Here is an 18,416-nt window from a genome sequence, read left to right as displayed (position 1 = left end):
TTTATGAGTGAATACGATCTTTGGAAGATATTTCCAAGGATGCCCAAGAAAGTGGTGATAGGTGATATAACCATAAGGGACGGATTTCAACACGAGGAAAAATTTATATCAACAGAGGCAAAAATCTATTATGCAGAGCAACTTATTTTTGCCGGATGCAGGGATATTGAGCTTACCAATCTTGGAAATCCCTATATAATGCCTCAATTTAGGGATGCAGAGGATGTTCTTGCCTATTTTAGAGGTGATAGGTTTAAGAAAAGATGTGCGAAGAGGGGAATAAATCCAGATGATATTACCTTTACATGCGTAACTATCAGGGAAAAGTCAGTTGACAGGGCAATTGAGTTAAAGGAGAAGGGAATAGGGCCTGATAGGGTGCTTATGATGGTGTCCACAGATGAACAACACCACTTTGCAAATTCTGGAACAACTCTGCCAGAATATTGGAAAGAAGCTGAGCGTTGTATAAAGAAATGTTCAGATGTGGGTATTCAGATGTGCGGGACTGTTAGCACAATTTGGGGCAGTCCAATTAGCGGACCTACAGAATTAAAGGAAGCGGTGGAATTTACCAAAAGGTGGTTTGAGATTGGAGCCCATGATGTGGAACATGCGGATCATGATGGAAGTGCTTCACCCCCTGAGGTCTATAGGTATTTTTCCATGATACTCGATGAAATTCCCAATCCAGATGTCCATATTGCACATTTTCACGAGACAAGGCGAATAGGCTCAGCTGCAGTACTGGCTGCCCTGCAGGCGGGGATTACCCATTTTGAGGCTACATTAGGTGGCCTTGGGGGTCAGCCTGCAAATTTTTTAGATGACAGACCAGTTCCTGGAACTGGGGATTATTATTATGAAGATCCCAGATATGTGGGGCTAATTTGTATTGAAGACTTAATTGTTATGTTAGATGAAATGGGGATTGAACATGGTTATGATGTTCAGAAAGTTCTCTGGCTGGGCAAAATGATGGAAAAAACAGTTGGAAGGAGGCTCCGCTCTGAGGCAGTTGTAAATGGTAGAAAAAAAGAGGAAGGATATCCAGAGTTTGCACGACCAGGACTTGATCAATTAAAGAAAAAATTTGGAGAAAATGAAGGACAAAAGATTCCAAATGGATGGGCAAAAGATCCAAAGGTTCCAGAATCAATATTGAATCCCTAAAAATTTTTATTTTAAAGATTGAGTTGTATTATATAGGGATTTTAATCAATTTGAAAAAAAGTTTAAGGAGAGTCTATGGCACAGGAAAAACCATATATTAATGTAGATTATTTTGAGTCCTTGACTGGAGAAATAGAGGAACAGGACAAAAGGGATGTGGCGGAAATCGGAAAGATAATAAAAGAGACCAGGGAAGAAAAGGGGCTTAGTTTGGATGAATTATCAAAGCGAACAGGTTTTGATAAGGAGCTTCTTCAGAAAGTTGAACAAGGGGAGATTCAGCCCCAACTTGGGATGATTATAAAATTGTCCAAGGTACTTGATAGGGGGCTTGGGGACCTTTTAGGTGAAGGTGGTGATAAGCCTTACTGTTTAACACCAGCAAAGGGTAGAAAAAAGATAGTAAGGTCCACTACCCCTAAAGGTCAAAGGGAACTTTATTCCTATGTGTCCTTGGCCCCTGATGTTAAGGGTAAACACATGGAGCCCTTGATTGTACAGCTTAAAGAAAATCCAGATGAAGAGACATCTATCCATGAGGGAGAAGAATTTATATTTGTCTTAGATGGTGAAGTGATTGTAAAAATAGGTGAGGACAGATTTGAGCTAAAACCAGGCGATTCCCTTTACTATCTATCCAACTATCCCCACATGCTTGCCGCAAAAAAGGGATCTGCTACTATTCTGGCAGTTGTATATGAGGGTTAGTTGTAGAGTTTTTTAACCAATTGGAGCAAAAGGGGGATGAGATGGGCAAATTACTTTGGAAGCCATCTGAAGATAGGGTAAAAAATTCCAATATGTTTAAATTTCTAACTTATGTAAACGAAAGATTTAATAAGTCATTTTCTACTTACAGTGAATTGTGGGAGTGGTCTGTTACAGATATTTCTAATTTTTGGGCTGCTGTGTGGGATTTTGTAAAGATTATTTATTCCAGGGATTTTGATGAGGTGGTTGACGATCCTCACAAGATGCCAGGGGCCAAATGGTTTTCTGGTGCCAAGATGAATTTTGCTGAAAATTTACTTAGATACAATGATGACCATTTAGCAATAATAGCCTTTGGAGAGGATAGAGAAAAAAGGACCCTTACTTATAAGGAACTTAACAGGGAAGTTGCAAGGGTGGCCAAGGCATTAAAGCAGCTGGGTATTCAGCCAGGGGATAGGGTAGTTGGTTACATGCCAAATATCCCTGAGACCATAATTGCCATGCTTGCTGCTGCATCTCTAGGCGCTACATGGTCTTCCTGTTCTCCAGATTTTGGAATCAAGGGGGTTTTAGATAGGTTTGGTCAGATAAAACCAAGGGTACTCTTTACTGCTGATGGGTATAGCTATAAGGGTAAAAAGATAGACTCCATATCCAGGGTAATAGAGGTATTAAAACAAATAGATTCTGTGGAAAAAGTGGTGGTGGTTCCATTTTTAGAGGAAAATCCAGATATTTCTGGTATTAAGAATGGAGTGTTTTTAGATGAATTTAAATCAAGTGAAACAGATCCATCCCTGGATTTTGTTCAACTTTCTTTTTCACACCCCCATTATATTATGTACTCTTCTGGAACCACTGGTCTGCCAAAATGTATGGTCCAGAGTGCTGGTGGAGTTTTAATAAATCATTTAAAAGAACTTATTTTGCACACTGACCTGTCACGTGATGATAAGATTTTTTATTTTACCACATGTGGTTGGATGATGTGGAATTGGCTAGTTAGTTCCCTGGCAGTAGGGGCAACAGTTGTTTTATACGATGGCAATCCTTTTTATCCATCACCAAAGGTATTGTGGGAGATGGCAGAGGATGTTAAACTCTCTGTTTTTGGCACAAGTGCAGGTTACATATCAGCCCTGCAAAATGCAAAGGTGCGTCCAAAAGATGAATTTGATCTCTCAAGTCTGAGGGCAGTTTTGTCCACAGGATCTCCCCTTCCAGAAGAGGGATTTGAATATGTGTATGATGCCATAAAAGAAGACCTCCAGTTATCTTCTATTTCAGGGGGCACGGATCTAAATGGTTGTTTTGCCCTGGGTAATCCAATACTTCCAGTGTATTCTGGAGAGCTCCAGTGTAGGGGCCTTGGAATGAAGGTATATGCATATGATGAAAACGGAAAGCCAGTGTATAATAAAAAGGGTGAGCTTGTATGCACTGCGCCATTTCCTTCAATGCCCCTTTATTTCTGGAACGATCCAGATGGAAAGAAATACCACAGTGCCTACTTTGATGTCTATCCTGGTGTGTGGCGTCATGGCGATTTTATTGAAATCAATGACAGGGGAGGAGTAATTATTTATGGCAGGTCTGATGCAACCCTAAATCCTGGAGGGGTGAGAATTGGCACAGCTGAGATTTATCGCCAGGTAGAACAATTTGAAGAAATAGAAGACAGCCTGGTAGTTGGCCAGAACTGGAAAAATGATGTAAGGGTAATACTCTTTGTAAAGATGAATCCAGGATACAAACTAGACGATGATCTAAAGAACAGACTCAAAAGGGCAATAAGGAACAATGCCTCTCCCCGTCATGTTCCAGATAAGATCATAGAGGTACCAGACATTCCATATACTTTAAATATGAAGAAGGTGGAAATTGCAGTGAGAAAGGTAATTCACAACGAAGAAGTGAAAAACAAGGATGCCTTAAGAAATCCTGAATCTTTGGATTATTTTAAAAATATCCCCGAGCTAAATGAAGATTAAATAAAAGGGGCCAAATTTGGCCCCTTTTATTTATCCCTCTATCTTGGAGAGAAGCTCCTGTTTGATGGTCTCAATATCCCTTGAGCCATCTACTTCAACATATTTGGTCTTACCCTCTTCTGCAAGTTTCTTAAAAAAATATGCAGCAGCAAGTGTTCCTGTTTCAGTGTCATAATAGATGTCATGTCTTTTGTTGATTGCATCTTCATCCTGATCATCTGACCTTGTTTTTAATGCACCGCCACAAACCCTGCACCTGTCTCCATTTGGCTTAATGGCATCGATATAGATATTGTTTGGATGGTTTGGATCGTTTTCACAGAGTCTTCTTCCCATGATCCTGTTTTTTGCAATCTCCCTATCCAACTTGATTTCAACCACATAATCTAATTTCATCCCAGCTTCCTGAAGTGCTTCCCATAGCTTCTTGGCCTGGGTAATGTTCCTTGGAAAACCATCCAAGAGCCATCCATCCTTTCCTTTTTCTTTTAAGGTCTCAAGCACCATTGGAATTGTTATCTCATCTGGCACAAGCTCTCCTTTGTCAATATACTCTTTGGCCTTTTTGCCAAGGTCAGTACCATTTTTTATGTGATCCCTAAAAATCGCACCAGACTCTATATGGGCTAAGTTAAACTTTTTTTTAAGTAGAGATCCCTGAGTCCCCTTACCACTGCCATTTGGTCCAAAAATGAGTATGTTCATTTTCGCTCCTCCTTAATTTGTTTGATAAAGACCTACATTTGATTTTAAATGAATTTTTTATTAGAGAAAATTTTCACAAAGTTGTAGTCATATTACCTATGGCTTGTCAATACTTTTTAAAGCCATAAAAAAACGTTTAAAATTTTTTTAGGTAACATATAGATAAATTGGAAATTTGAGTGTAGAGGATACTGTCTTCTTTTTATTTATATTTTTGATTTTTATATTTAAAGACTTTTATGTAGTTGATTTTTGGTTTACATCTGTTCTTTTCTTTTATATGAGTTTTCCCATCCAAATAATAGTATCTTTTTATTAAATATATATGACTAAAATAATATTAATCTGCGGTCCAAGTGGTGCAGGAAAGGATAGTTTGATTAAAGAGGCAAAGGTTTATTTTAAAGACTTTGCCAGGGTTAATTTTGTAACAAGGTATATAACTAGGCCGCCTGATGAGTATGAGGAGAATTTTTATGTGTGTAAAAAAGGATTTAACACCTTAAAAAATAAAGGTTTTTTTCTGGTATGGTGGGAGAATTACGAAAATTTATATGGGATTCCCAAATATCTTATAAAAGAAGATTGTTGTAATTTTTTGTCTGTATCCAGGACAGTTGTTCCATTTTTTGAAAAAAATTTTGCCAATGTACATACTATTCTTATAACTGCTGATTTAAATACTATAATCAAGAGGCTAGAAAATAGAAATAGGGAACAAGATTTTATAATAAAACAGAGGATAGAAAGATATAAACTAAAATTTCAAGCAAAAAATAACACAGTATTTAAAAATCAAGGACCCTTTGCTGTAGTAAAGGATAACTTTATAGAATTGTGTATTAATCTTGTCTCTGAGTATCTTTCTTAGCTGCAATTATCATTTGATACATCCTTTTTGCAATATTATAAGGATCATTGGCACTACAAATAGCAGAAACAACAGCTACCCCATGAGTCCCTGCTAATACCACATCATAACAATTTTCAGGATTTATTCCTCCAATGCCCACACATGGTTTTTTTAAAGATTTTAAGATATTTTTTAGACCATGGATATAAAGAGTGGGTTTTGGGTCTTTTTTTGTTAGTGTTCTAAATACAGGACCAATACCAACATAATCTACATCCAGTTCATTGGCCTCCTGGGCGTGGGCAATGGTATTTACACTAAGGCCAATAATTAGCTTTTTCCCTGCAATTTTTCTTATATCTAAAGGGTGGATGTCCTCCTGACCCACATGTACACCATGAGCATCTGATGCCAGAGCCACATCCACCCTGTCATTTATAATTAATGGGATACCATGTTTATCTAAAAAGGCCTTTATCTTTCTTGCCAGGTCTACATATTCCCTTGAAGTGATATTCTTTTCTCTAAGTTGGACTAGACTTACTCCACCTTTGATAGCTCTATCTAATACATAAAAAATATCTCTTTTACCACACGCTGATCTACTTATAATCAAATAAAGTGATAGATACTTTTTTATATCTTCTTTGTTCATAGCTCACTATTTTTCTTTTTCAGACACACCCGCCTGTTCAAAGGTCATAACTTCATTGAATACATGACAGGCTGCATCAACAATATTCATAGAAAGTGCCCCGCCTGTTCCTTCTCCAAGCCTCATACCCAAATTTAAAATTGGACTAAGGCCTAAGTAGTCTAGCATGATCCTGTGTCCTGGTTCCTCTGACATGTGTCCTGCAAACATATAATCTACGCATTTTGAAGATAGGGCCTTGGCAATTATAGCACCAGCTGTTGAAATAAAGCCATCTACCATAACTGGAACTTTGTGATAAGCGCATGCCAAAATACACCCAGCAATACCGCCGATCTCAAATCCGCCAACCTTTGATAGGACATCAATTGGATCTGCGGGATCTGGTTTATTTATATCTATCCCTTTTTTAACGGCATCTACTTTTTTCTTTATTCCCTCATGGTCAATTCCTGTGCCTGGACCAACCATAACTTCTGCACTTTCCCCTGTATATACACATCCAATGGCAGAAGAAGGTGTGGTATTACCAATTCCCATGTCTCCTGTTCCAATTATTTTTACACCATCTGAAATCGCTTCTTTTGCAACATTAAATCCATTTAATATGGATTGGATAGCCTGATCCCTGGTCATTGCAGGACCTTTTGCAAAATTATTTGTCCCTTTGCCAACCTTAAGTTCCTTAAATATTGCCTTTTCGTCTGGAGTTTCAGGTACAAAATCAGGGATTATTCCCATATCCACAACCATTACCTCTGCACCTACAAACCTGGTGATTGCGCTAATTCCAGCCCCTCCTTTGACAAAACAACGCACCATCTCCAGAGAGACCACCTGAGGGAATGCAGAAACCCCTTGTTCTACAATTCCGTGATCTCCTGCAAAAACTATTACTTTTTTTCTTGAAACATCAGGATTTAATGTCCTTTGAATTGCACATATCCTCTCTGAAATATCGTGCAGCCTGCCCAGTGCCCTAGGGGGCATTACCAATTGTGCTGTGTGTTCTCTGGCCTTTTCTAAAATGTCACCATCAATTGGTTCAATTGCTTCAACTATCTCTTTTAAATTTTTTTCCAGTTCCATCACAAAATCTCCTTTTTGTTGTTTGAAAAATCAATATATTTATTCAGTTCATTTTTAAAGCCCTTATAGTCCTCGATGAGCTTAACCAATACCTTTTCAATCTTTTTTATTTTAGATTTTAAGGTCTCCATTTCACCTTGAATCTCCTTTTTTAGCAGAATATCTTCAGTTAAAAGCTCTATTATCTGAGTCTGCTTTTTAAGTAGCTCTTCCAGATGATCTTTACTGAGTTTTGATTCTGACTCACTGGTTGACAATTTTTCTATGAGTCTATTTCTAATCTGTTTTGTTGTTAGGTCATCTTCGTATCCTTTTATTATTTGTCTAAAAATCTCAATGGCTTCCTCTTTATATCTCCTTTTTCTTCCCTTTCCAACTACTGGAATGAATTCTTCAAATCTATCCCTGTAATATCTAAGGGTGCTTTCTGGTACATTTAAAATAGAGGAGAGTTCTTTAATTGTGTATAATTTGTTATCCATAGTAAAAATAAAAACCCGCTCAAGGCGGGTTTTTTCTATTTCTCTTCTTCTAATTTAACAAATGGATTGTAGGCAAGTACATTAATTGGATGAAAGTTATTGGCAGGATCTTCCCCATATCTGGCTGCAAAGTGTCTTTGGTCTTCACCCTTATTTTGAATGGCATCAGAAGAATTTCTATAAAATACACATTGGTTGTTAAAACAGACATAAATGTAGCCCCATCCAGTTTCAGGTGGTGCTAGCCAATACTCCATCTCTTGATGACAATAAGGACAATACCTTTTCTCAGCCATTTTCTATCTCCTTGTTTTTTGGGTTCATTCGTTGAAGTACAGAGTATATGTTCCCTTGTAGTCTAGTCAATAACTATTATTCCTCATCTCCTTGCTGGATTTTATTTTGGGGTATTAAATTTTTAAATAAATCCAGTGGAATAGGTAGTATGGTACTTGCATTACTCTCATATGACATTTCCCTTAAGGTCTGTAGATATCTAAGTTGCAGAGCCATTGGTCTTTTGGCAATTATCTCAGCTGCTTGTGCAAGTTTTTCAGCTGCCTGGAATTCACCTTCTGCAGCGATTACCTTGGACCTACGTTCTCTTTCTGCCTCTGCCTGTCTTGCCATTGCCCTTTGCATATCCTGTGGTAGGTCTATGTGCTTTAGTTCCACATTGGTCACTTTTATACCCCATGGATCAGTGTGTTCATCTAAGATGCTTTGAATTTGTGTATTTATTTTGTCCCTGTGTGTTAGTATTTCGTCCAATTCCACTGAGCCACAGATTGATCTTAAAGTGGTCTGGGCAAGTTGGGTTGTGGCAAACATATAGTCTTCAACTTCTAACACTGCATTTACAGGTTCAACAACTCTAAAATACACTACAGCATTTATCTTTACGCTTACGTTATCTTTTGTAATTACGTCCTGGGAAGGCACATCCAGGGTAATTATTCTAAGCGATACTTTTATCATTTTGTCCACAAATGGTATTAGAATAATGAGCCCTGGACCCTTTGCCCTTAAAATCCTTCCAAGTCTGAATACCACGGCCCTTTCATACTCATTGATAACCTTGATGGATGATGCCAGAAATAAAAAAACTATTATTAAAATTGGTAGTAATGAAAACATAGGTGATCCTCCTGTTTTTTTTAGTTTAAATTGGTTCAACAATTAATGTCAAACCAAGGGTACCAACTACCCTGACCTTCATCCCTTTGGACAGATTATTGTTTCCCCTGGTTGTCTCTGCCTTCCAGATTTCGCCCCTGACCTTAATTTTACCTTTGTTTCCTTCCCATTCAATTACCTCTCCAATCTTACCAATCATACCATCTATCCCTAGCTCACTGGGTTTAATTTGAACTTTGGTCACCAGATAGAGAACCAGTATTACGAAAATACCAATACCCAGAAGCGATGGCAATATTGTGGTATATGATAGACCACTACCCCCAAATTCAAATCTAAATAGAATAGTAGAGCCTAAAAACATGCACACAAGCCCTCCAATGGTCAGCAATCCATAACTTATAACCTTGACCTCAAGTATAAAGAGTACAAGGCCAAACAATATTAAAAGTAGTCCAGCCACATTAGTTGGCAGGACAGATAGGGCGTAGAGTGCAAGCAAAAGACATATACCACCAAAAACACCTGGAAATATTGCCCCTGGATGAGATAGCTCAAAAAACAGTCCTGCAATACCACCAAGTAGGAGTAAATAGGCTATTTGTGGGTCTAAGAGCCATGAGAGAAATTTATACCTAAATGACGGATTGAACTTAACTAACTTGTATCCATTTTTTGGGAATTTAATGAGTTGTCCATTCTTTGTAATCCCTCTTTTCCCAAGCTGTTCCATGAGATCATTGGGGGACAGAGCAATTAAATCTATTACTCTATTTATTACAGCTTCTTGTGCATTTAGGGATTCTGCATTCTCTATGGCCCTCTCATACCATAAAAAGTTTCTGTTCTTTTCCCTGGCCATGGACCTAATTAGGCTCATAAAGTCGTTTTTTATTTTTTTCTCTAATGTCTTTGGTACGTCTTTTCCTCCCATTGAAACTGGAGAAGCAGACCCAATGCTGGTATTAGGTGCCATTGAAGCAATATCTGAGGCTGCAACTAAAAAGACCCCTGCTGATGCTGCCCTGGCTCCTTTTGGTCCAACCCAGACTACTACTGGAATATGGGAATTAAGTATTATCTTAACCATCTCCCTCATGGACTTTGCTAGACCTCCAGGGGTATCCAGTCCAATTATTATTAGGTCAAAATTGTCAGAAATAGCTTTTCTATACCCATTTTCCAGGAGATCAACCTGAGCAGGATTTATGGTCCCTGATATGCGAATATAAAGAGCAGAAACTGTATTTTTTGAGCTAAATGCGCTATGGCCAGACAATAGAAAAATAACCATAATTGCACATATGTATATTTTTTTCATTGCAGTTTCCCTTTTTTATTGGGTTTAATAGACATAACATCTGTAGCCCCTGGCCCTTAAAATAGCTGCCAACTCAGGTGAATTATCCTCAATGAGATAGATAAATCCATTTTCTCTATCTTTTACTTTAATCAAAGGCAGGAAAAGGGATATACCATTTGTTATGTTTACTTTGATATTTTCTTGTGAACTTTTTAATTTAAATAAATTGATATTATCTTTTGTTTTAATTTTTGGAATATAGATATCTTTAGTATCATTTTTTACATATAATACAAAATCTTTTTTTCTGTTAGACCAAAAATATACAAAGACATTGTGTTTTGACAAAAAAGAATAAGCTATTTTCTGGACAAATCCACATTTTTTCTTATTTAAGAAAAATATGTAATAAGAGATGTCATTATTTTTCAGCAAGTTAAAGTGTTTAATTATTTGTATATCTCCATTTAATTCTGCTACAAATAATTTTTCTGTTATAATGATATTTTCACCCTTTGGCCAGACCTTGATTCTATCTATATACTTACTTAATTGTACCAGTTCATCATAGACCGATAAACCCGTGGTAAAGCAAATTGATATATCAGGATCTTCAATATCCCTATATTGTGAGTAGAGCTTAGGGTCGTTTAATAAGATGATCTTTTTTCTATCTCCATATTCAAGCAGGGGAGATCTGGATGTATCAATTTGCATCCATCCCTTTTTAATTGGAAGTACAACTATATCTTTTTTGTATATCTTAAATCCCAACTTTTCCAATATAGATAGTGTAACATTATTATAAACTATAGTGTTTTTATTTTTTATATTTTTTTTTATTTTTCTGAATATAGTAGGTATAGTCACATTTGCACCTACTGGCAATTTATTGATGTTTTTTATGTGTGGATTTAGTTTCTCAAAAATAAATAAATATTCATTGTATATTAAGTTTTTAGGGATTCCACCAATTATTTTGAGTAGTTTAGTTAAAGAGTCTCCTTTCTTGACAATGTATTTTTTCTCATAAAAGGGATATTTTTTTCTTAATTCATCTATAGATAAAAGCCTCAATGATGGGTGTATCTTAATTTCATTTATATTATGGTTATATTGAAAATAATGAGTTTTTGGCAATTTTATTATCTGACCTGCGTATAGGTGATTTATATTTTTTATATTTGGATTTAATTTTTTTATTTTTTCTATATATTCACCAAATTTACTTAAAGGAATCTTTTTTTTTCTCAGGATTGAATAGATGTGTTCTCCTTTTTTTACCCTGTACAAGGTGTACTGTTTATTGGGTTTGTGTATTTTTTTTTCAAAAAATAAAACAGGAGGGGAGGCAAATAAATTTGTATATGAGAAAATAAAGGCCAAAAGGATATATTTTACAAAACGTCTCATCATATTTTATTCATCTTTAAACTGCATTTCATACAATTTTTGATAGAGCTCACACCTTTTCAGGATTTCCCTGTGAGGTCCAATATCTATTATTTTCCCCTTTTCCATTACAGCGATTCTATCTGCGCTTAATATGGTGGAAAGTCTGTGGGCAATGATAATTGATGTCCTGTTTTGCATAAGATTGTCCAGTGCGTTTTGTACGATCCTCTCAGACTCTGTGTCCAGTGCACTTGTGGCTTCATCTAAAATTAAGAGTGGAGGGTCCTTTAAAAGCGCCCTTGCTATTGTTATTCTCTGTTTTTCACCACCAGATAATCTAACGCCCCTTTCCCCAACTATTGTATCATAACCATCTGGTAGGGCGGATATAAAATCATGGGCATAGGCAATTTTGGCAACTCGGATAATTTGTTCATCATCAACGTCTGATATTCCATATGTTATGTTGTCCCTAATAGATGCATTAAAGAGTATAGTTTCCTGGGATACAATTCCAATAAATCTTCTAAGGGAGCTCAGGGTATATTCTTTAATGTCGTGTCCGTTTAAGATTATCTGTCCCTTTAGAGGGTCATAGAACCTTGGAATTAGGTTTATTATAGTTGTCTTACCTGCCCCTGATGGTCCTACAATAGCCAGTTTTTCCCCTGGCCTAATTTCCAGGTTTATATCTTCAAGTGCCCAGTCAGGAGTGTTTTGATATTTAAACCAGACATGTATAAACTTTAGATTTTTAAAAGGGGGTTTTAATTGGGTGTTTCCCTCATCTTCAATTGAGATATCTTCTGAATCTAAAACTTCAAACACCCTTTCTGCGCCTGCAATTGCCCTTTGTAGTACCATATTTGATTTGTTTAATCTTTTTACAGGATCATACAGCATCATCACAGCAGTTAGAAAAGAAAAGAATGTTCCTGGCGTGGAGTGTCCTGCTATAACCTGAGTGCCTCCATACCAAATAACAAGTCCAATTCCAAGTGATCCAATAAACTCCATTACAGGAGAAGATAGAGAATTATAGAAGATGCTCTTTAGGGCAATTTTTATTAATTTCCGGTTTTGACCCTTAAAGGTCTCGGTTTCTTTTTTTTCCATTGCAAAGGCCTTGACCACTTTTATGCCACTAAATATCTCCTGAAGTATATTTGATATATCAGCAATTTTTTCCTGATTCTTCCTTCCCAGTTTTCTTAACTTTCTGCCAAAATACACAATTGGATATAGTGCAAGTGGCAGTACAACAATGGCCCATGTGGCAAGGTATGGGTCCCTGTAAAAGGCCACAAAGGTAAGACCAATGACAGTAAATAGCTCCTTTACTAAATTTACTATTTCAGGAACACTGTTTCTCAACAAATTAACATCATTTATAATTCGTGACATGAGCATTCCAACTCGATTTTCTTCAAAAAAAGTTATTGGGAGCCTTACTACTTTCTGATATAGCTCATTACGCAGTGTTTCCAGAACTTTCATCGCACAAAATTGTAGTTGATAACTCTGGATTAGCCTGAAAATTCCTTTAATGGCAAAAATCAGAATAACCAGGACTGGAATAGTTTTTAATGCTTCTTTGTTCTTTTGTATGAATATCTTGTCTAGAGCTGGTTGTACAAGATATGCAGCATATGCTGTACAACCAGCCACAATAATCATGGCAATAATTGATAAAATTATTCGTGGAATATATGGTTTAAAATAGAAGAGAGTCCTTTTAAAATAATACCATCCTGATTTGTAACTATCAGATTTGTTTTTCATACTAAATTAAACCTTCTTGTTCCAATAAAATATATAAGTGTAATAAATCATCGGCAATAATATCTGCTTTAATGTCTGAATATTTTTTTATTTCACTGATACCATAGCCAGTAAGTACTAAGCTTTTAAGAGATAGTCCCGCCCTTTGTCCAAAATTTATATCACATATCTTATCTCCTACAATTCCAGTTTCCTGTTCTGATAAGTGATATTTTTTCTTTAATTTTTTCCACATTCCTGTTGCAGGTTTTCTACATTTGCATTTATCTTCAGGTAGATGGGGACAAAATTCTGTATCCTTTATCTCAACATTATAGCTATTTAAAATATCATAAAGCCTCTTTTGTACTTTAAAAAAATCTTCTACATTATAATATCCACGACCTATTCCAGATTGATTTGTGACAATAAAAAGATTTATCCCTTTTTTACTAAATTTTTGAAGCGCCGAACCAGCATGAGGTATTAATTCTACTTCATTGGGGGACTTTAAATAATGTTTATCAACAATGATAGTGCCATCTCTATCTAAAAGGAGATTTTTTATTTTTACCATTTTTATTCCGTTGGAGAAATTTTGTGGACTCCGTCCATATACGGTCTCAGTGCATCAGGTATAATAATTGACCCATCTTCTTGTTGATAATTTTCAAGTATTGCAACAAGGGTCCTGCCAACAGCAAGGCCCGATCCATTTAAGGTATGGACATACTCTTTTTTCTTAGAGTTTTTGGGCTTAAATTTAATGTTGGCACGTCTTGCCTGAAAATCTTCAAAATTAGAACAAGAGGATATCTCCCTGTATGTGTTTTGACCAGGCAACCACACTTCAATGTCATATGTCTTGGCGGCAGAAAAACCAAGATCTCCTGTACACAATATCACCACCCGGTAATGAAGTCCCAGTTTTTGTAAAATTGATTCTGCATGGGAAAGTAGTAATTCAAGTTGTTCATAGGACTTGTCTGGATGCACAAATCTCACCAACTCTACTTTGTTAAACTGATGTTGCCTGATAAGTCCTTTTGTGTCTTTACCATATGATCCTGCCTCTGATCTGAAACATGGAGTATAGGCTGTATATGCAATTGGGAGTTCATCTTCGTCCAATACTTCGTCTCGGTATATGTTTGTAACAGGTACTTCAGCTGTTGGAATTAAATAATAATTCCAATCCGTGATTTTAAAAAGGTCTTCTTCAAATTTAGGAAGTTGCCCGGTTCCAAACATTGTATCAGCATTTACCAGAAATGGGGGTAATACCTCTGTATATCCATTTTCCCTGGTCTGTACATCTAACATGAAATTGATAAGGGCCCTTTCAAGCCTCGCTGCCCACCCAAAATACAGGGCAAACCTGGAACCAGCTAGCTTTGCAGCCCTTTCAAAATCCAATCCTTTGAGGTCTGTTCCCACCTCCCAATGTGGTTTAGGATCAAAATTGAATTCAGGTTTAGTGCCCCATTTGTTTATTTCTATATTGTCCTGGTCACTGTCTCCTTCTGGCACATCTGGAGCAGGAATATTTGGAATCCTTGCCCTAAAGTCAAATAGTTCTTTTTCAATCTCCTTTTTTTCTTTTTCCAATTCTTTGATTCTATCTGAAATTACAGAGAGCTCTTTAACCTTATCAGATACGTCCTCGCCTTTTGACTTTAGTTTGCCAACTTCCTTAGATTCTGTATTTAGTTGATTTCTAAGTTTTTCTACTTCCTGAATTATTGACTTTCTTTTATTATCAAGATTGAGAAAGTCTTTGATATCTAAATCCATCCTCCTCTTTCTAATTGCTTCCTGGACAATTTCTGGATTTTTTTGAATGAATTTTAAATCTAACATATTGACTCTCCTGGGAAAATTTTTGTCTTTCTTACAAAGCTAAGTGGAAATTAACAAAGAACCTATTCATTGTCTAGAAACTTACCCAAAGAAAAAGGGGACACATATATATGTGTCCCCTTTTTATAAGGAACCAGACACCCAGAGGCAGACCTGCTACCGCTGCTCCCTTTCGGGCCTGACGGGGTTCACAGCGCCTCTGCCGTCTGGCTCCTTAAATCTATACGGAGAGGGAGGGATTCGAACCCTCGGTACCGGTATTTCCGGTACACACGATTTCCAATCGTGCTCCTTCGGCCATCTCGGACACCTCTCCGAAGACAAAAAGCTCTTTTAGTATAAATTTTTTCGTTTGACAAGTAAAAGTTTTCATAAATTCAAACTATGAACTTCTTATTGTTGACTAACTTTTTGCTTTGTATTATTTGCGGACTTTATTCAACATATCAACAGATAGTTTATGCTAAGTTTCTTCAAAAAAAACAAAATTTCAATACTCTATCTCTCAATCTCCATTGCACTTGCAATAATTATAAGAATCTATTCACTCTATAATAACCCAGTGATCAATCCAGATGGAGCTAATTGCTATATACAACAGGCTAAATCTATTTATTACGGTAAATTTGATTCTATAAGTTCGTGTTACTCTTATTTATCTTTATATCCTATACTTGTTGCCTTTTTTTATAAAATTATTCATAATTGGGTGTTATCAGGTCAACTAACCTCCCTTTTTTTCAGTATTCTTAGTTTTTGTCCTTTATATTTTCTTTGTAAAAAATTCTTTAATGAAAAAATATCCTTTATAATTTTAATCATATGGGCATGCATTCCGTCTTATGCAGTTTTATCTTATTACGTGATAAGAGGCCCTGTATATTGGTTTTTTGCTTTAACAGGATTGTATTTTTTTATTTCATATCTAGAAAAAAAATATTTTTATCATTTGGTTCTTAGTCTTATATCGTTTCTTTTAGGAGCATGGTGTAGGGTAGAATGTTTAACGTATTTTTTTATATCTATATTATTATCTATAATTATAAATAAAAACAGAATAAAAATTTTATTTTCTATTACAATATTATTTTTTATTATCACAACATTTTTGATTATAATTTCGTTGTATTTAAATATTTCAGTTTTAGATATACTGCCCTACAAAAAAATAGTAATCCGAATCAAATATTTAATTTATAATTACAAATCATTACGAGAAATACTTAAGAAATTTGAAGATTGGGATACAGGTTTTGGATTTAACTATTTTTTTATTAATACTAAAAATCTACTATGGTGGGTTGCATTGGGGGCATTAATTACATCTATGGCTAAAGCATTCTATCTTCCTTTTTTTGTTATTACACTTATAGGAATTTATTTAGCTAAACAATCGTTAAAAAAAGATATAAAAGTCAATTTTTTGTTCTTATGTTTTATTTGTGGACTCATTATATTATATTTACAGACTTTATATGATTGGGCAATAACAAATCGTTATATAGTTCTAATACTATTTCCTAGCTTTATATTTATGGGATATGTAATTGATGCTTTTATTAAATTTATTGCTAATAATTTTAGCAAAATCTCACAATTTTCAATTATATTGTTTTGTATCATTATATTTTTAGTTACATTCCCCCAAAATTTCCTGAAAACAAAAAATCCAGATAAAATTATATATAGAAAGATTGGATATAAAATTAGTAAAATTGATAAACAAAATAAGATCATCAGGGTAGGAAGTTCCATTAAGAGGACTAACATAATCTATTTTTATGCAAATATTAATTTTCCAGGCCCTGTTTGTTTCCCTTCAGAATTACGAATATCATCAAAGGAGCTGTCTACTAATTTATTAATAAATAGGAACATAGACTATTATGTAGCAACATCCAGCGATTTAAAAAAAATAAATACTTCAACAGGATATAAACTTTATCTTAAGAAATTATATACCTTTAATACCAAAAAACATGGTCCTTTAATACTTCTTAAAATAGAAGAGTAGAAAGAATAAATAAATAAATAAAACACAAGGCGAAAATATGTGTAAAATTATTTTAAAAGAGATTTTTTCATTGTATTTATTTTGATATGTTTTAAAAATTTTACAAAGAAATATGGAGATTATGAAGTTATCTGAAAAAACAATAAAAATTTCTGTTTTTTTGGCTACATCAGGTCATAGTGGAGTAGATAGGATTTCAAAAAATCTTATATCTCATTTAGCTCAAATGGGATATAAGGTAGACTTACTCAAAATAAAAGATCATGGACCATATTTAAAAGAAGCGCATGACAATGTTAGGGTATTGGAATTTAATACTTCTCATGTTTATTCCTCTTTTTTTAAATTAACAAACTATTTAAAGTCAAATACTCCTCATATTCTATTTACTGATAAAGACCGGGTGAATCGTTTGGCTATCTTATGTAAACTTCTTTTTAAAATCCCCACCAAGGTATTTGTAAGGATAGGGACAACGGTTTCTATTAATCTTAATTCAAGAGGTTTTTTAGATAGACTAATTCAAAGAAACTCCATTGGAAGACTTTATAAATATGCAGATAAAGTTCTTGTTCCAAGCATGGGAGTTAAAGAAGATATAACAAGATATACAGGGTTAAATCCCAAATATATATCAGTTGTACCTTCACCTGTAATTGATGATTCCATGATTAACAACATCAATACCTTACCTATTCCAGATCATCCTTGGTATAAAAATAAACGTTGTCCTATAATTATTGGAGTTGGTGAGCTTTGTATGAGAAAAGATTTTCCAACCTTAATTAAGTCTTTTAAAATTGTAAAAGACGTTTTTGACAGTAGGTTAATAATCTTAGGAAAAGGGAAAAAAATAGAGTCTCTTAAAAGATTGGCTTTGGAATTAGATATTGAAAGATTTGTAGATTTTTTAGGGTTTAAAGATGATCCTTATCCATATATGGCTCATGCTGATGTCTTTGTTTTAAGTTCTTTGTGGGAAGGCCTGCCTGTTAGTCTTATAGAGGCTTTAGCCCTGGGAACTCCTGCAATATCTACAGATTGTCCAAGTGGATCTAGAGAGATATTACAAAATGGAAAATACGGACCTTTAGTACCTCTAAGGGATTATAAAAACATGGCAGAAGCAATCATTGAAGTTATAAAAAATCCTTTACCTGCTAATTTTCTAAAAAAAGCTGCAAGGCCTTATACTATAAAAAATGCTACAGATGCATATCTAAAGGCATTTGGTTTGATAGATAATTGAGATTTTATCTTTAAACCTAACTAACAAGTTTCATT

General features: G+C 35.1%; 17 protein-coding genes, 1 tRNA gene and 1 other RNA gene. 6 read left to right on the top strand and 13 right to left on the bottom strand.

What is annotated here, in order from left to right; all coding sequences use genetic code 11:
- Window positions 1-3: 3 nt before the first annotated feature.
- From ACYQ0O_RS10335 to ACYQ0O_RS10325, 3 genes are all read left to right on the top strand, one after another.
- Complete coding sequence (locus ACYQ0O_RS10335) at window positions 4-1,173, top strand: beta/alpha barrel domain-containing protein (RefSeq protein WP_459892761.1); 1,170 nt, start codon at window positions 4-6, stop codon at window positions 1,171-1,173.
- Window positions 1,174-1,248: 75 nt separating this feature from the next.
- Window positions 1,249-1,881: a cupin domain-containing protein gene (locus ACYQ0O_RS10330; protein ID WP_459892759.1), complete on the top strand. Its 633-nt coding sequence runs from the start codon at window positions 1,249-1,251 to the stop codon at window positions 1,879-1,881.
- 41 nt (window positions 1,882-1,922) lie between these two features.
- Window positions 1,923-3,878: an acetoacetate--CoA ligase gene (locus ACYQ0O_RS10325; protein WP_459892757.1), complete on the top strand. Its 1,956-nt coding sequence runs from the start codon at window positions 1,923-1,925 to the stop codon at window positions 3,876-3,878.
- 30 nt (window positions 3,879-3,908) lie between these two features.
- Here the strand turns inward: ACYQ0O_RS10325 and ACYQ0O_RS10320 are convergent, their stop codons facing one another.
- Window positions 3,909-4,583, bottom strand: a complete 675-nt coding sequence (locus ACYQ0O_RS10320) for an adenylate kinase (RefSeq protein ID WP_459892755.1) — start codon at window positions 4,581-4,583, stop codon at window positions 3,909-3,911.
- Between the two features lie 325 nt (window positions 4,584-4,908).
- On the opposite strand from ACYQ0O_RS10320, the gene ACYQ0O_RS10315 reads away from it, so the two are divergent.
- Window positions 4,909-5,454: a hypothetical protein gene (locus ACYQ0O_RS10315; protein ID WP_459892753.1), complete on the top strand. Its 546-nt coding sequence runs from the start codon at window positions 4,909-4,911 to the stop codon at window positions 5,452-5,454.
- Here the strand turns inward: ACYQ0O_RS10315 and thiE are convergent.
- The 12 genes from thiE to ACYQ0O_RS10255 form a co-directional block, all read right to left on the bottom strand.
- Window positions 5,426-6,091 carry a thiamine phosphate synthase gene (gene thiE, locus ACYQ0O_RS10310; RefSeq protein WP_459892751.1) on the bottom strand — a complete coding sequence of 222 codons (666 nt, stop codon included), beginning with the start codon at window positions 6,089-6,091 and terminating at the stop codon, window positions 5,426-5,428. The two genes, ACYQ0O_RS10315 and thiE, sit on opposite strands and share 29 nt — an antisense overlap.
- A 6-nt stretch (window positions 6,092-6,097) precedes the next feature.
- Window positions 6,098-7,180, bottom strand: a complete 1,083-nt coding sequence (gene cobT / locus ACYQ0O_RS10305; protein ID WP_459892749.1) for a nicotinate-nucleotide--dimethylbenzimidazole phosphoribosyltransferase — start codon at window positions 7,178-7,180, stop codon at window positions 6,098-6,100.
- Window positions 7,180-7,662 (bottom strand): helix-turn-helix domain-containing protein, encoded by a 483-nt coding sequence (locus tag ACYQ0O_RS10300; RefSeq protein ID WP_459892747.1) that lies wholly within the window; start codon window positions 7,660-7,662, stop codon window positions 7,180-7,182. The genes cobT and ACYQ0O_RS10300 overlap by 1 nt, the downstream gene beginning before the upstream one ends.
- 35 nt (window positions 7,663-7,697) lie before the next feature.
- A complete protein-coding gene (locus ACYQ0O_RS10295) occupies window positions 7,698-7,958 on the bottom strand; it encodes a hypothetical protein (protein ID WP_075069377.1) in 261 nt (86 codons plus the stop codon).
- 76 nt (window positions 7,959-8,034) lie between these two features.
- Window positions 8,035-8,799, bottom strand: coding sequence for a slipin family protein (locus tag ACYQ0O_RS10290; protein WP_459892745.1), 765 nt, complete (start codon window positions 8,797-8,799; stop codon window positions 8,035-8,037).
- A gap of 25 nt (window positions 8,800-8,824) precedes the next feature.
- Window positions 8,825-10,120, bottom strand: coding sequence for an NfeD family protein (locus ACYQ0O_RS10285; protein WP_459892743.1), 1,296 nt, complete (start codon window positions 10,118-10,120; stop codon window positions 8,825-8,827).
- A gap of 24 nt (window positions 10,121-10,144) precedes the next feature.
- Window positions 10,145-11,515: a LysM peptidoglycan-binding domain-containing protein gene (locus tag ACYQ0O_RS10280; protein ID WP_459892741.1), complete on the bottom strand. Its 1,371-nt coding sequence runs from the start codon at window positions 11,513-11,515 to the stop codon at window positions 10,145-10,147.
- A 6-nt stretch (window positions 11,516-11,521) separates the two neighbouring features.
- Window positions 11,522-13,279: an ABC transporter ATP-binding protein gene (locus ACYQ0O_RS10275; protein ID WP_459892739.1), complete on the bottom strand. Its 1,758-nt coding sequence runs from the start codon at window positions 13,277-13,279 to the stop codon at window positions 11,522-11,524.
- Window position 13,280: 1 nt separating this feature from the next.
- Window positions 13,281-13,835 (bottom strand): D-glycero-alpha-D-manno-heptose-1,7-bisphosphate 7-phosphatase, encoded by a 555-nt coding sequence (locus ACYQ0O_RS10270; protein ID WP_459892737.1) that lies wholly within the window; start codon window positions 13,833-13,835, stop codon window positions 13,281-13,283.
- A gap of 2 nt (window positions 13,836-13,837) precedes the next feature.
- Window positions 13,838-15,118, bottom strand: a complete 1,281-nt coding sequence (serS, locus tag ACYQ0O_RS10265) for a serine--tRNA ligase (RefSeq protein ID WP_459892735.1) — start codon at window positions 15,116-15,118, stop codon at window positions 13,838-13,840.
- A 121-nt stretch (window positions 15,119-15,239) separates the two neighbouring features.
- Window positions 15,240-15,337, bottom strand: an RNA gene (gene ffs / locus ACYQ0O_RS10260) — signal recognition particle sRNA small type.
- Between the two features lie 6 nt (window positions 15,338-15,343).
- Window positions 15,344-15,434: transfer RNA gene (locus tag ACYQ0O_RS10255), tRNA-Ser, on the bottom strand.
- A 1,011-nt stretch (window positions 15,435-16,445) separates the two neighbouring features.
- On the opposite strand from ACYQ0O_RS10255, the gene ACYQ0O_RS10250 reads away from it, so the two are divergent.
- Window positions 16,446-17,132 (top strand): hypothetical protein, encoded by a 687-nt coding sequence (locus ACYQ0O_RS10250; RefSeq protein WP_459892733.1) that lies wholly within the window; start codon window positions 16,446-16,448, stop codon window positions 17,130-17,132.
- A 121-nt stretch (window positions 17,133-17,253) separates the two neighbouring features.
- Entirely contained in the window at window positions 17,254-18,381 is a 1,128-nt protein-coding gene (locus tag ACYQ0O_RS10245) for a glycosyltransferase (RefSeq protein WP_459892731.1), read from the top strand.
- Window positions 18,382-18,416: the final 35 nt, after the last annotated feature.

The sequence above is a fragment of the Desulfothermus okinawensis JCM 13304 genome (genome assembly GCF_054654515.1).
The sequence above is the reverse complement of the archived record's forward strand: the minus strand, read 5'-3'. Positions and strand labels throughout refer to the sequence as shown.

Coding starts and splice junctions, on each gene's coding strand:
- ACYQ0O_RS10335 (WP_459892761.1), top strand. CDS start 4: ATGAGTGAATACGATCTTTGGAAGATATTTCCAAGGATGCCCAAGAAA.
- ACYQ0O_RS10330 (WP_459892759.1), top strand. CDS start 1,249: ATGGCACAGGAAAAACCATATATTAATGTAGATTATTTTGAGTCCTTG.
- ACYQ0O_RS10325 (WP_459892757.1), top strand. CDS start 1,923: ATGGGCAAATTACTTTGGAAGCCATCTGAAGATAGGGTAAAAAATTCC.
- ACYQ0O_RS10320 (WP_459892755.1), bottom strand. CDS start 4,583: ATGAACATACTCATTTTTGGACCAAATGGCAGTGGTAAGGGGACTCAG.
- ACYQ0O_RS10315 (WP_459892753.1), top strand. CDS start 4,909: ATGACTAAAATAATATTAATCTGCGGTCCAAGTGGTGCAGGAAAGGAT.
- thiE (WP_459892751.1), bottom strand. CDS start 6,091: ATGAACAAAGAAGATATAAAAAAGTATCTATCACTTTATTTGATTATA.
- cobT (WP_459892749.1), bottom strand. CDS start 7,180: ATGGAACTGGAAAAAAATTTAAAAGAGATAGTTGAAGCAATTGAACCA.
- ACYQ0O_RS10300 (WP_459892747.1), bottom strand. CDS start 7,662: ATGGATAACAAATTATACACAATTAAAGAACTCTCCTCTATTTTAAAT.
- ACYQ0O_RS10295 (WP_075069377.1), bottom strand. CDS start 7,958: ATGGCTGAGAAAAGGTATTGTCCTTATTGTCATCAAGAGATGGAGTAT.
- ACYQ0O_RS10290 (WP_459892745.1), bottom strand. CDS start 8,799: ATGTTTTCATTACTACCAATTTTAATAATAGTTTTTTTATTTCTGGCA.
- ACYQ0O_RS10285 (WP_459892743.1), bottom strand. CDS start 10,120: ATGAAAAAAATATACATATGTGCAATTATGGTTATTTTTCTATTGTCT.
- ACYQ0O_RS10280 (WP_459892741.1), bottom strand. CDS start 11,515: ATGAGACGTTTTGTAAAATATATCCTTTTGGCCTTTATTTTCTCATAT.
- ACYQ0O_RS10275 (WP_459892739.1), bottom strand. CDS start 13,279: ATGAAAAACAAATCTGATAGTTACAAATCAGGATGGTATTATTTTAAA.
- ACYQ0O_RS10270 (WP_459892737.1), bottom strand. CDS start 13,835: ATGGTAAAAATAAAAAATCTCCTTTTAGATAGAGATGGCACTATCATT.
- serS (WP_459892735.1), bottom strand. CDS start 15,118: ATGTTAGATTTAAAATTCATTCAAAAAAATCCAGAAATTGTCCAGGAA.
- ACYQ0O_RS10250 (WP_459892733.1), top strand. CDS start 16,446: ATGGCTAAAGCATTCTATCTTCCTTTTTTTGTTATTACACTTATAGGA.
- ACYQ0O_RS10245 (WP_459892731.1), top strand. CDS start 17,254: ATGAAGTTATCTGAAAAAACAATAAAAATTTCTGTTTTTTTGGCTACA.